At 68.8% G+C, this 12438-nt stretch carries 13 protein-coding genes; 5 read left to right on the top strand and 8 right to left on the bottom strand.

What is annotated here, in order from left to right; translation table 11 throughout:
* The first annotated feature begins 290 nt into the window (after nt 1–290).
* Complete coding sequence (locus LQF10_RS07080) at nt 291–1313, top strand: LacI family DNA-binding transcriptional regulator (RefSeq protein WP_231066777.1); 1023 nt, start codon at nt 291–293, stop codon at nt 1311–1313.
* Nucleotides 1314–1318: 5 nt separating this feature from the next.
* Here the strand turns inward: LQF10_RS07080 and LQF10_RS07075 are convergent, their stop codons facing one another.
* On the bottom strand, nt 1319–2680 hold the full coding sequence (locus LQF10_RS07075; protein WP_231066776.1) for a dipeptidase: 1362 nt from the start codon (nt 2678–2680) through the stop codon (nt 1319–1321).
* A gap of 54 nt (nt 2681–2734) precedes the next feature.
* Nucleotides 2735–3379, bottom strand: a complete 645-nt coding sequence (locus LQF10_RS07070; RefSeq protein ID WP_231066775.1) for a response regulator — start codon at nt 3377–3379, stop codon at nt 2735–2737.
* Between the two features lie 157 nt (nt 3380–3536).
* Between LQF10_RS07070 and LQF10_RS07065 the strand changes: the two genes are divergently transcribed.
* Nucleotides 3537–4484 carry a CPBP family intramembrane glutamic endopeptidase gene (locus LQF10_RS07065; protein ID WP_231066774.1) on the top strand — a complete coding sequence of 316 codons (948 nt, stop codon included), beginning with the start codon at nt 3537–3539 and terminating at the stop codon, nt 4482–4484.
* Between the two features lie 11 nt (nt 4485–4495).
* Here the strand turns inward: LQF10_RS07065 and LQF10_RS07060 are convergent, their stop codons facing one another.
* On the bottom strand, nt 4496–5467 hold the full coding sequence (locus LQF10_RS07060; protein WP_231066773.1) for a LacI family DNA-binding transcriptional regulator: 972 nt from the start codon (nt 5465–5467) through the stop codon (nt 4496–4498).
* Between the two features lie 141 nt (nt 5468–5608).
* Between LQF10_RS07060 and eda the strand changes: the two genes are divergently transcribed.
* The gene (gene eda, locus LQF10_RS07055; protein WP_231066772.1) at nt 5609–6247 is read left to right on the top strand and encodes a bifunctional 4-hydroxy-2-oxoglutarate aldolase/2-dehydro-3-deoxy-phosphogluconate aldolase; all 639 of its coding nucleotides are present in this window, start codon (nt 5609–5611) and stop codon (nt 6245–6247) included.
* Between the two features lie 51 nt (nt 6248–6298).
* Complete coding sequence (locus LQF10_RS07050; RefSeq protein ID WP_231066771.1) at nt 6299–7399, top strand: sugar kinase; 1101 nt, start codon at nt 6299–6301, stop codon at nt 7397–7399.
* Nucleotides 7400–7518: 119 nt separating this feature from the next.
* On the opposite strand, the gene mutM is transcribed toward LQF10_RS07050, so the two are convergent.
* Genes mutM through coaD form a run of 5 tightly spaced genes read right to left on the bottom strand, consistent with a single transcriptional unit; the run spans nt 7519 to nt 10770 of the window.
* A complete protein-coding gene (gene mutM / locus LQF10_RS07045) occupies nt 7519–8436 on the bottom strand; it encodes a bifunctional DNA-formamidopyrimidine glycosylase/DNA-(apurinic or apyrimidinic site) lyase (protein ID WP_231066770.1) in 918 nt (305 codons plus the stop codon).
* The gene (rnc, locus tag LQF10_RS07040) at nt 8437–9162 is read right to left on the bottom strand and encodes a ribonuclease III (protein ID WP_231066769.1); all 726 of its coding nucleotides are present in this window, start codon (nt 9160–9162) and stop codon (nt 8437–8439) included.
* Complete coding sequence (locus LQF10_RS07035) at nt 9159–9758, bottom strand: YceD family protein (protein ID WP_354002638.1); 600 nt, start codon at nt 9756–9758, stop codon at nt 9159–9161. The genes rnc and LQF10_RS07035 overlap by 4 nt, the downstream gene beginning before the upstream one ends.
* Nucleotides 9755–10270, bottom strand: a complete 516-nt coding sequence (locus tag LQF10_RS07030) for an ATP synthase subunit B family protein (protein WP_231066768.1) — start codon at nt 10268–10270, stop codon at nt 9755–9757. Before LQF10_RS07030 ends, LQF10_RS07035 begins: the two co-directional genes overlap by 4 nt.
* A complete protein-coding gene (coaD, locus tag LQF10_RS07025; RefSeq protein ID WP_231066767.1) occupies nt 10267–10770 on the bottom strand; it encodes a pantetheine-phosphate adenylyltransferase in 504 nt (167 codons plus the stop codon). The genes LQF10_RS07030 and coaD overlap by 4 nt, the downstream gene beginning before the upstream one ends.
* 110 nt (nt 10771–10880) lie before the next feature.
* Here coaD and LQF10_RS07020 point away from each other — a divergent pair, with 110 nt between their 5' ends.
* Nucleotides 10881–12425 carry a UxaA family hydrolase gene (locus LQF10_RS07020; protein WP_231066766.1) on the top strand — a complete coding sequence of 515 codons (1545 nt, stop codon included), beginning with the start codon at nt 10881–10883 and terminating at the stop codon, nt 12423–12425.
* Nucleotides 12426–12438 lie beyond the last annotated feature (13 nt).

Below are 12438 nucleotides of genomic sequence, written 5' to 3'. Positions count from 1 at the left end.
AGTTCGGCCTCGAGTGTCGATATCACGCATCATCAGACTCCTTCGTCTTCGCGGACCATCAGTTCGCAACTATCGGACTATGGAACGATAGTACGGTGAGATTAGGCGATGGGGCCGCGCCCGTCAAGCAGGGGATGTGGACGCTCAGATCGACCCGTCTACGCGCCGATTCGCGCGCACATAGGGCACCCTCGACGAAGGCGAGGCACAACTCGCACTCTCACCCTTCACGCACTGGTCCCGACCGCCGTGGTAGCGTCGCTCCGATAGTTGCGAACGGGAAGGTGGCCATGTCAGAGCAGGAGACCTCGACGATCTCGTCGATTGCGGCGGAAGCGGGCGTCTCTGTGCCGACTGTCTCCAAGGTGCTCAACGGGCGCAGCGACGTCGCGGCCGCGACGCGAGCGCGCGTCGAGGAGATCGTCGCCAAACACGGATACCGTCGACGTAACCGCGGGCCGGTCCGCTCCGGTCCGCCGATGATCGACCTGGTCTTCCACGAGATCACGAACGAATGGTCGATGGAGATCATCCGCGCCGTGGAGGAGACCGCCGGGGCCGCCGGGGCCGGCATGGTGCTTTCCGAACTGGGCGGGCGGCATCGGCCCGCTCAGGACTGGCTGGACAACGTGCTCGCGCGCCGCCCGCTCGGGGTGATCCTCGTGCTCGCGCGGCTCACCGATGCCCAACACGATCAGCTCGAATCACGTCAGATCCCCTCGGTGGTGGTGGACACCGATGGCGAACCTCGCCCGGGTGTGCCAGCCGTCGGCTCGACGAACTGGGATGGCGGCCTGGCCGCCACGAAGCACCTCATCGGCCTCGGCCATCGCCGGATCGCCGTCATCTCCGGGCAGCCGGACGTCCTGTGCTCACGTGCACGAGTGGACGGTTACCGCAGCGCCCTGGACCAAGCCGGAATCGCCTACGACCCGGCTCTCGTGCGGTGGGGCGACTTCTACATCTGGCGCGGCGAGGACCACGCGCGCGATCTGCTCAGCCGCGAGGACCGGCCTACCGCGATCTTCGCCGGCTCGGATATGCAGGCCGTCGGCGTCCTGCGGGCCGCGCGGGAGCTCGGCCTGCGCGTGCCCGAAGATCTCTCCGTGGTGGGATACGACGATCTACCGATCGCGTCCTGGTACTCCCCCACCCTCACCACAGTGCACCAGCCGCTGCGGCAGATGGCCGCCACAGCCACACAGATGGTGCTCACCCTCTCCCGTGGAGAGCAGCCGTCGGCGCTGCGGGTGGACCTTGCCACTGAGCTGGTGGTGCGGGAGAGCACTGGTCCTCCGCCCGAGTCAGCCTGAGGCCCTCAACCGCCGAGGCGGCATAGGAAGGTCGCGACCCCGACGGCCGTGCGCTCGAGGTCGCCCGGGTGCACACTCTCATTCGGGGCATGCATCTGACTGGCCGGGTCGCTCAGGCCGAGCATCACGATCGAAGCGTCGGGATGTGCGGTGGCGAGGGCCGCCGTCAAGGGAATGGATCCGCCTTGACCAGCGGTGATAACAGGGCGCCCGAACGCCTCGGCAAGGGCGGACCGCAGCGTCTCGAACTCGCGGGTGTCCGTGCGTGCGCCGAATGGGGACCCCAGTCCCTGCAGTTCGGTGCTCACCCGCACCCCCCAGGGCGCCACCCGGCGCAGCTGTGCCATGAGCAGATCGGCCGCCTCACCGGCATCAACGCCCGGGGGCACCCGCAGGTTCAGGCGAGCGGCCGCCGTCGGCTGGATGGCCGCGACCGAACCCGCCACGGGAGGGGCGTCAATGCCGAGGATGGTGACGGCGGGGCGTGCCCAGACCATGTCCGCCACAGCGCCTGAGCCCAGCACGGCCACGCCATCGCGGATGCCTGCGTCGGTACGGAACGTGGCCTCGTCGTAGGCCGTTCCGGGCCACACGCCGTCGGCGGCGAGACCCTCGATCGTGGTGTTGCCCTCTCCATCGCGCAGCGTGGCGAGCATGGAGACCAATGCCGCAAGCGCATCGGGCGCTGCGCCACCGAACGCCCCGGAGTGCAGCTCACCGGCGAGGGACTCCACTCGCACCACCACGTCCGCGACACCGCGCAGCGCGACGGTCAGGGTGGGCTGGCCGACCACGACATTGCCGGTGTCCTGGATGAGGATCACGTCCGCCTCAAACTCGTCCGGATGGGCGGCCACGTACTGCTCCAGCCCACCGGTGCCCTGTTCCTCGGATCCCTCGATCACCACGGTGAGCGAGACCGGGTACTCGGTCTGGCCGATGGCTGCGAGCGCCCGCAGCGCGGTGAGGTGGGAGACCACGCTGCCCTTGCAGTCGGCGGCGCCGCGGCCGTAGTAGCGCCCGTCTCGTTCGGTCAGGGTGAACGGGTCGCTGACCCAGGCATCGGTGGTGGAGGCCGGTTGCACGTCGTAGTGGGCGTAGAGGAGCACACGCGGCGCGCCAGGCGGGCCCTCGTAATGGCCGATGACGGCGTCACTGCCGTCCGGAGTGCGCACCAGCGACGTATCGCTCAGGCCGAGGGCGATGAGATGGTCACGGACCCACTCGGCGGCAAGGCGGCACTGCTGCGGATCCTCCACGGATGGGTCCTGCACGGAACGAAAGGCTACGAGTTCAGTCAGGTCCGCGAGTGCCTGGGGCATCAGCCGGTGCACGGTGGTGGCCAGCTGGTCGAGGTCATGCGTCACGTGGGTGTCTCCTGTGCTCGGGTGTGCTGCGAGCCTACCCAGCGGAGTCTTGCGTCAGTGGGTCGGGGCCGATCGCCACCGGCCGCCACGGTGACCGGCCACCCAGGCGGCCACCTGCGTGCGGCGTTGCAGTCCCATCTTCGCCAACAGCGACGTCACGTGGTTCTTCACGGTCTTCTCGGCCACGCCGAGAGATTCGGCGATTTCCCGGTTCGAAAGACCGTCCCCGATGAGAGCGACAATGCGCCGTTCGGTGGGGGTCAACGCGGCCGTGGGGTCGTCCTCGCTGCCAACGGGCCGGGCGAGGCCCTCGCGCAGCAGGGTGCGGCCGGCCGCCACGGCGCGGACGACCTCGACGATCTCGGTACCGCGCACCGTCTTGAGCACGAAAGCGTGCGCGCCGGACTCGAGCGCGGCTGCGCGGGCATCCTCGTCGCCGAACGAGGTCAGGACCACGGCACGGACTTGCGGCACCTCGGCGCGTATCGCGCGGATGACGTCCAGGCCGGTGCCGTCCGGGAGCTGCAGGTCCACCAGGAGCAGATCGGGGCGGGTGAGCGCGCCGCGGCGGCGTGCTTCAGCGACGGATGCGGCCTCGGCCACCACGGTCAGGTCGGCAGCGGTGTCGATCACCCCGGCGATGCCGCGGCGGACGATCTCGTGATCGTCCACGATGAGCACGCGCACTGGATCCGCCACGAGTCCAGCCTATGCCGTGGCCGGTCACACGTCGGCGTGCGCGGGCGGGGCCGACGGGTGGCGGCCAATCCGCTCACCGCCCGTGCCACCAGTCATGGGTAGGAGTCGTGACCTCCGGCACGGACGCCTGGGCGTGCCTTTTCATAGGCTGGCTGTCATGGGTCGAACCTCGCCATCGCACGATGCCACCCCCACCACGAGCACTCGGTGGATCGCCCCGGTCGTACTCCCGGTGGCGGCAGTGCTCCTCGCCTCCGCGCTGCTGGCGCCTGATCCCGACGGCGCGCCGGTCGCCTCCGTCATCACCGCGGCGCTGCTCTGGGGTGGCATCCTCGTCGCGATTGCGCTGGTGGTGGCCGCCGTGCCGTGGTTGATCGCCCGGTTTCACCGCAACCAGGACCCGCCCAGGGAAGGGGCACCCAGCGGGGCCCTCGCCAGCGCGCGCATCTGGCCGGCACTCGCCGTTGTCAGCGGCTTCGTGATGCTCACCTCGCTGAGTGGGCGAATTCCGCGACTTGCCCTCTTCGAGCCGTTCGAGCACAACTGGCAGGGCAAGATCCTGGACCTCCTCTGGGTCGGAATCCTGTTCTGGGTGTTGCGCCGCTGGGCGCGCGAGGAGGCGGGGATGACCTGGCGCCTCCGGCCCGGCTCCGCCCGCCGGGCACTACTCGCCATTGCGGCAGTGTTCACGATCTTCGTCGGTTTGTCGCTGCTGTCGGTGGTGCTCGACGAGAACGCCCACCAACAGACCGGGCTTGAGCAGGTGCTGTTCAACCTGACGATCCCGAACCTGACTGAGGAACTGATCTGGCGCGGGGCGATGCTCGCGGTGCTCGACCGCGCCTTCGGGACACCGTGGCGTCTCGGCGGGGCGCCTGTGGGTTGGGGATTGGTGATCACCAGTGTGGTCTTCGGCGCCGGGCACATGATCCTGCTCAGCCCGGACGGAGCGTTCTCGGTCAACGTGGCGGGCGGGGTCTTCGCCGCCGGCATGGGTGTGCTCCTCGCCTGGATCTGGGCCTACACCCGTAGCCTCTGGCCGGCCTTCCTGCTGCACTGCGCACCCGAGGTCGCCGTCGATGTGGCGATGCTCGCCACCGGCTGATCACCCAGGCCTCAGCCCGGTGGTTCTGCCGTTGACCTACGCACCTGCAACTCGACGGGAAGAACCCGGGTCGCTGCCTCGCCCGGGGTGAGCAGCAGGTCGACTGCTGTGGCGCCCATCTCCAGCGCGGGCACGGCCACCGTGGTCAACGGTGGGGCAAGCAGTCGGGCGACCGGGACATCGTCAAAGCCCACCACACTCATCTGCTGCGGGACGCTCACGCTCCGGTCGGCCAGCCGGCCCAGAATGCCCAGGGCGAGCTGGTCGTTGAAGGCGAGGATCGCCGTCACCCCTGCGGCAAGCGCACGATCGGCCGCGGCGATACCCCCGGCCGAGCCAGGGCGGAAGGCGCCCAGGTCCACCACGGCACCGGCGGCGAGCTCATGCCGGGCGGCCTCGGTGAGCCCCTCGCGGCGGCGCGCATCGGACCAGGACATGGCCGGGCCACCGGCATACCCGATGCGGGTGTGGCCCAGTGCGGCCAGGTGCGCCACCGCCTGGGCCATCCCGTCGGCGTTGTCGCCGACCACGGCGGCAACGCCCTCAAGCACCCGGTTCACCAACACCACGCGGGTTCGCCCCGCCACCTCAGCGATATCGTCATCGCTGGTCCGGGAGGAGGCAAGTACCGCGCCGTCACACACCATCGCCAGCTGGCCGAGCACCTCGAGCTCGCGGCTAGCGTCTTCGTCGGTGTCGGCGATCATCGCGCTCAGGCCCGCGGCTCGGACCTGGCGTTGCATCCCCGTGGCGACGGAGGCATAGAAGGCATTCTGTAGGTCGGGCACCACGAGACCGATGGCCTGCCCTCGCCCGGTGACGAGCTGACGAGCCGCGCGGTTGGGCTGGTAGTCCAGTTCGGCGGCGATGCGCCGGACTCGCTCCCGGGTGCCTGCTGCCACGATCGTGGACCCAGCGAGCGCGCGGGAGACGGTGGCCATGGAGACGCCGGCGGCGGCCGCGACCTCACGAAGAGTCGTCACCACCGGCTCACCACCTCCTGCTTCGCAAACGTTTGCAGTGCGCTTGTACCGCTCGATCTGACCATGCTAGCGTGCCTTTCATTGACTTCGTGCAAACGTTTGTGACGCACTCGCCCGAGCGGCGTTGCGCAGAGGAGAGATATGACGCAGCAGTCAGCCGAACTCGTTGAACGCATCGGTGCCGCCCGCCTCGTCCCCGTGGTCGTGCTCGACGACGCCGCCTCGGCGGCCCCGCTTGCCGAGGCTCTGGTGGCCGGTGGGCTTCCGGTGGCCGAGGTGACCTTCCGGACAGCAGCGGCTGTGGAGTCGATCCGTGCGATGTCGGCTCGTGGCGACATGCTCGTCGGCGCCGGTACCGTGCTCACCCCGGAGCAGGTGGATGCGGCCGTGGACGCCGGTGCGTCCTACGTCGTCTCCCCCGGGTTCTCCCAGGCGGTGGTGCGCCGCTGCCTGGAGCGTGGCGTGTTGCCCCTGCCGGGAGCGGTGACTGCCACCGAGGTGCAGGCCGCCCTGGCCGAGGGCCTGGAGGTGGTGAAGTTCTTCCCCGCCGAGACCTCTGGCGGAGCGAAGGCGATCAAGGCCCTCGCTGCCCCGTTCGGTGGGCTGCGATTCGTACCCACCGGCGGGATCGGACCGAAGAACGTGGCCGAGTACACCGCCGTCAGCGCTGTGCTGGCCGTGGGCGGGTCGTGGATGGTTCCGCGGGACGAGATCGCGGCCGGCAACTTCGACCGCGTCAGCGAACTGACCCGCGAGGCCGTCACGCTCGTCGCCGGCTGAGCCTGAGCACCGCTGCCACCTGTTCCAGCAACTAGATCGACGAGGGATTTCATGAGCCTGACCATCCGCCCCGCATCCGAGTGCCGCTACGACGTCGTCTCCCTGGGCGAGATCATGCTTCGGATGGACCCGGGCGAGGGCCGCATCCGCACCACCCGCAACTTCCGCGTCTGGGAGGGCGGTGGCGAGTACAACGTGGCCCGTGGGCTGCGCCGTGCCTTCGGCTTGCGCGCGGCCGCCGTGACCGCCCTCGCGGACAATGAGGTGGGCCGGCTGGTGGAGGACTGCATGCTCACCGGCGGGGTGGACACCTCGTTCATTACCTGGGTGCCCTATGACGGGATTGGCCGCGAGGTGCGCAACGGCCTGAACTTCACCGAGCGGGGCTTCGGGGTGCGCGGGGCCGTCGGCGTCTCCGACCGGGGCAACACCGCAATCAGCCAGATGAAGCCGGGCCAGGTGGACTGGGACCACCTCTTCGGTGAGCTCGGCGTGCGCTGGCTGCACACCGGCGGCATCTTCGCCGCCCTGTCCGACTCCACTGCCGACGTGGTGATCGAGGCGGTCACGGCGGCGAAGAAGCACGGCACGGTCGTCTCCTACGACCTTAATTACCGGCCCAGCCTGTGGAAGACCATCGGCGGCCAAGCCAAGGCCCGCGAGGTGAACACCGCGATCGCGCCGCACATCGACGTGATGATCGGCAACGAGGAGGACTTCACCGCCTCACTTGGCTTCGAAGTGGAGGGCACTGGGGACAACCTGGACAACCTCGACATCGATAACTTCAAGGCGATGATCGCCACCGCCTCGGAGGCGTTCACCAACTTCCAGGTGATCGGTACCACGCTGCGCACCGTGCACACCGCCTCGGACAACGACTGGGGCGCCATCGCCTGGTCCCGCGAGGAAGGTTTCGCCGAGGCCACCCACCGCGAGCACCTGGAGATCCTGGACCGGGTGGGCGGTGGCGATTCGTTCGCTTCCGGGCTGATCTACGGGCTGCTCGAGGGTGAGTCCATCCAGACGGCGGTGGACTACGGAGCCGCGCACGGCGCGCTGGCCATGTCCACCCCGGGCGACACCACCATGGTCACCAAGGCCGAGGTGCTCAAGCTCGCCGGTGGCGGGAGCGCGCGCGTGGACCGCTGACGCGTGTGGATCCGCTTCCTCGCACCCGCATCTGAACCCACTTTTCGTGTCTGAACCCTCGCAGCGGAGGGTTCTTACATGAAAAAGGGGTTCAGATGGCGCGGGGTTCAGACGGCGCGTCAGCGCGGCGGACGCTGGCAGCGCGGGCAGAAGAACGAGGACCGGTTCATGAACGTCTCGCGAACGATGCCCGCGCCGCACCGCGGGCACGGCTGGCCGTCCTGGCCGTAGACAGCGAGTGAGCGGTCGAAGTATCCGGAGGCGCCGTTCACGTTCACGTACAGGGCGTCGAAGCTGGTTCCGCCGGCCACGAGTGCATCGCGCATCACGGCCTCGGCGGCGTCGAGCACCGCTGCCACCATCGCCGGGCGCATCCGATCCGTGGGCCGGGCGTAGTGCACTTTCGCCCGCCACAGCGCCTCATCGGCGTAGATGTTCCCGATACCTGAGGTCAACTCCTGGTCCAGCAGTGCCCGTTTGATCCCCCGACGACCGGCCCGCACCCGACGATTCAGCGCAGCGCGGGCGCGCGGCTCGGCGAGCACAGGGTCGAGTAGGTCGCGGGCAATGTGGGCCACCGGGGCCGGCAGAAGGGGCGCCACAGGTGACCCACCGGCGTCACCGCCAGGGCCGCCGTCGGCGGTGGGGACCAGATCGGCCACGGTGAGGTAGCCGAACGTGCGCTGGTCCACGAACCACAGGTCGGGTCCGTCGGCGAGCTCGATCCGCACCCGCAGGTGCGGATTGGTCGCGGCATCATCGGAGACCAGCAGCTGCCCGCTCATCCCCAGATGGGCGAGCAGTGCGTAGTCCTCCCCCACGCCGCCCGGACCGTCCAGCGTGAGCCAGCAGAACTTGCCCCGCCGCACCGCCGCCGTGAAGGCACGCCCGGTCAGCAGGGCTCTCAACTCCTCGGCGCCACCGAGTTGGCGCCGCACCGCCCGCTCACGCAGCACCTGCACGCCAGTGATCCGGCGGCCCAGGACGTGTTGGGCGAGACCGGAACGGACGGTCTCCACCTCGGGAAGCTCAGGCACCTACCGGTCCGCGTCCACCGGATCGGCCGATGCATCGGCCCCGTCCGCTTCAAGTGCCCGGTAGGCACTCTCCGCCGCCCGCTGCTCGGCGATCTTCTTCGATGAGCCCTCACCCGCGCCCCAGGAACGTTCGCCCAGCATGAGCGTGGCCGTGAAGTGCCGCTCGTGATCGGGTCCGGAACTGTCTACCTGGTAGGCCGGAGCACCCAAACCATGGGTGGCCGCGAGCTCCTGCACGCTGGTCTTCCAGTCCAGCCCGGCTCCGAGTCCAGCCGCGGACTCCAGGGTCGGGCCGACCAGCCGCTCCACGAACGCCCGCGTCGGCTCCAGCCCGTGGCACAGGTACACCGCACCGATCACGGCTTCCATGGTGTCGCACAGGATCGAATCCTTGTTGTGCCCACCGGTGCCCCGCTCGCCCCGCCCGAGCAGCAGATACTCACCGAGCCCAAGCTCACGAGCCACAGCCGAGAGTGCTCGTTGGGACACGGTGGCCGAGCGCATCTTGGCCAGGTCGCCTTCGGAATTGTCCGGGTGCGTGCGGTACAGGTGCTCGGTCACGATGATCCCGAGCACCGCATCTCCCAGGAACTCCAGGCGCTCATTGGTGGGGATACCGCCGGCCTCGTGTGCGAACGACCGGTGGGTGAGGGAGAGGACCAGCAGCTCCGGGTCCACCTCGATCCCCAGCGCCTCGATCAGCTCGTCGACGGACGGTGCCTTCACTGCGGCGACTCTCCTGCGCCTTCGGAATCATCGTCGGCCTCGGTGGGGATCTCCGCACCAGCCAGTGCCGCGAGTGCAGACCAACGCGGGTCGATCTGTTCATGTGCATGGTCAGGTTCGGCGTCGGCCAGGCGCACCCCGCAGGTGGGGCAGAGCCCGGGGCAGTCGGCGCGGCACAGTGGCCGGAACGGGAGTGCGAGCACGACGGCGTCCGTCACCGTCGCCTCGAGGTCCAGGATCTCGCCTTCGAGTTCAGGCAGGAGTTCCTCGTCCTCGTCGTGCTCGTCACCGCCGCCTTTACTGGGTTCCTGTGTTCCCGGGTAGGCGAACATCTCGGTGATGTCCACATCCAGGTCGAGGCTGAGCGGAGCCAGGCACCGCACGCACTCCCCAGCAGCCCTCGTCTGCGCGGTTCCGGTCACGAGAACGCCGTCCATCACGGCCTCCAGGCGCAGATCGAGTGCGACCTCTTCCCCGGCCGGAACGGCGATCACCTCGGTGCCCATCGGGTCGGCGACCGGCACGTCGAGGGCGAGGGTGCGCATGGACCCGGCCCGGCGGCCGAGATCGTGGGTGGAGATCTGGTACGGCTTCACTCCTTCTCACCTCCGTCTGCGTGGGTGTTCGACGCCCGCGTCCGCGCACGCTCCATCAGCCGAGCGCGGCCGGCAGCAACCTGACCGGCAATCGAGTTGAGATCGATCTCGAACTGCGCGAGCTGACGATCACAGTAGTCATCTGCTTCCCGGGAGAGCTTCTCGGCGGCTTCTTCGGCGTCGCTGACGATGCGTTCGGCGCGCTCGTTCGCCTCGGCGATCACCGCCTCGCGGGAGACCAACTCATCGGCCTGGGCTTTCGCCTTCTCCACGATCGTGCCGGCTTCGCGCCGGGCGCGTTGAAGAACGGAATCGGCATCCGCCACCACCGAGTCGGCTCGAGTGATCTGGTCCGGAAGCACCGCCGTGGCGGAATCGATCAGCTCGAGCACCTCGGCGCGATTGACCAGCACCGAGGCGGACATCGGCATCGACCGGGCGGAGGAGACGACGTCAGCGAGTTCGGCGAGGATAGCCACCAGAGACTCACCCTGCTCAGCTTCTTTGCTCATCGGGAACCATCCTTCATCTGAGGTGCCAACGCTGCGTAGACCGCGTCGCTGACGGCGGGTGGGACCAGGTCGGTGATGTCGCCGCCGTAACGGGCCACGTCCTTGACCATGGAGGAGGAGACGTGCGCCAGTTCGGGCGCACCGGTCACGAACACGGTCTCCACACCGCTGAGGTGCCGGTTCATCAAGGCCATCGGCTGTTCGGCGTCGTAGTCGGCACCGCCGCGCAGGCCCTTCACGATCGCGTGGGCACCGAGCTCGGCGCACAGGTCCGCGAGCAGTCCTGGCATGCGCACCACCCGCACACCCTCCAAATTGGCCACCGCTTCGGTGAACAGGTGAACACGCTCGTCGGCATCGAGCAGCGCAGCCTTCGTCGCATTGATGCCGACGGCCACCACCACCTCCTCGAACAGGGTCCGGGCGCGCCGGACGATGTCCAGGTGCCCGAGGGTGACCGGGTCGTAGGACCCGGGGCACACGGCGATACGAGAAGTCACATGCGCCAACCTACCGTCGCGGGCCCGAAGATGGCCCACAGCGCCCGCCGAGAGACCGGTTTCTCGGGTAGGATGAGCCATACGTCACCCACCCCGAGCGAAGGTGTCTCTTGCCTGCCAGCGAATCGACCGCCGTCCTGCGCCTGCGACCGGAAGACCACGTGGTGGTGGCCACGGCCGATCTCCCGGCCGGCACGGAGATCGCCCTGGCGGACCTCGAGCCGTTCCGCACGACGGCGGCCGTCCAGCAGGGGCACAAGGTCGCCGTGCGCTCGGTGCCCGAGGGCGGCCAGGTGCTCAAGTACGGCCAGTCGATCGGCCGCGCCACGGAACCGATCGAACCGGGCATGCACGTGCACGCGCACAACCTGGGAATGGACCTGGACGAGCGCGAGCACGAGTTCGGTACGGCCCGCCACACGCCGACGTTCCCAGAGAACTCCGACCTGCCGCGCACATTCTTGGGCTACCACCGGCCCGACGGGCGCGTCGGCACCCGCAACTACATCGGCGTCATCACCTCGGTGAACTGCTCGGCGAGCTCGGCGAACATGATCGCGGACCAGTTCCGGCACGCGTCACTCGACGAGTACACCGATGTGGACGGCGTGATGGCGATCACCCACCAGAGTGGCTGCGGGCTCGTGCCCGATTCCGAAGGTGGGCAGATGCTGCTGCGCACGCTGCGCGGGTACGCGAACCACCCGAACTTCGGTGGCCTGCTGGTGCTCGGCCTGGGTTGCGAGATGATCGCGGTGAACTCCCTGGTCGAGGGACTGGGCCTGCCCGAGGGCGCCTACGTGGAGACGATGACGATCCAGGACATCGGCGGTGTACGCGCCACGGTGCGGGCCGGTGTGGAGAAGATCCGCGAGATGCTCCCTCGGGTGAACGAGGCGCGCCGCGAGCCGGCAGACGTCTCGCACCTGATGTTGGGCCTGAACTGCGGCGGCAGCGACGGATACTCCGGTATCACCGCCAACCCGGCGCTCGGGCATGCCTCGGACCTGCTGGTGGCCGCCGGTGGCACCTCCACGCTGGCCGAGACGCCGGAGGTCTACGGTGCCGAACACCTGCTCACCCGGCGTGCTGTCTCGGCCGAGGTAGGGCAGCGGCTCCTGGACCGGATCGAGTGGTGGAAGAACTACACCGCCGCCGGCGCCGGCACCCTGGACAACAACCCCTCCCCCGGGAACAAGGCCGGCGGCTTGACCACCATCCTGGAGAAGTCGCTCGGGGCCGTGGCCAAGGGCGGCACGGCTGAGCTGGCCGGGGTGTACGAGTACGCCGAACCGATCACTGCCAAAGGATTCACGTTCATGGACACCCCCGGGTACGACCCGGTCTCGGTGACCGGTCTCGTCGCGGGTGGGGCCACCGTGGTGTGCTTCACCACCGGCCGCGGTTCGGTGCTCGGCTGCAAGCCCACGCCTTCGATCAAACTCGCCACGAACACGCAGATGTACGAGCGGATGCGCGAGGACATGGACATCAACTGCGGGCGGATTGTGGACGGAACGGCCACCCTCGCCGAGGTGGGCGAGGAGATCTACCGCCAGATCGTGGCCGTGGCCTCCGGGGAGACGACAGTGAGCGAGGATCTGGACCTCGGCCAGGAGGAGTTCATCCCCTGGCACGTGGGCGCAGTCACCTGAGGCTGAGAGTTCA

This window comes from Ruania halotolerans (assembly GCF_021049285.1).
Classification (GTDB): domain Bacteria; phylum Actinomycetota; class Actinomycetes; order Actinomycetales; family Beutenbergiaceae; genus Ruania; species Ruania halotolerans.
The sequence above is the reverse complement of the archived record's forward strand: the minus strand, read 5'-3'. Positions and strand labels throughout refer to the sequence as shown.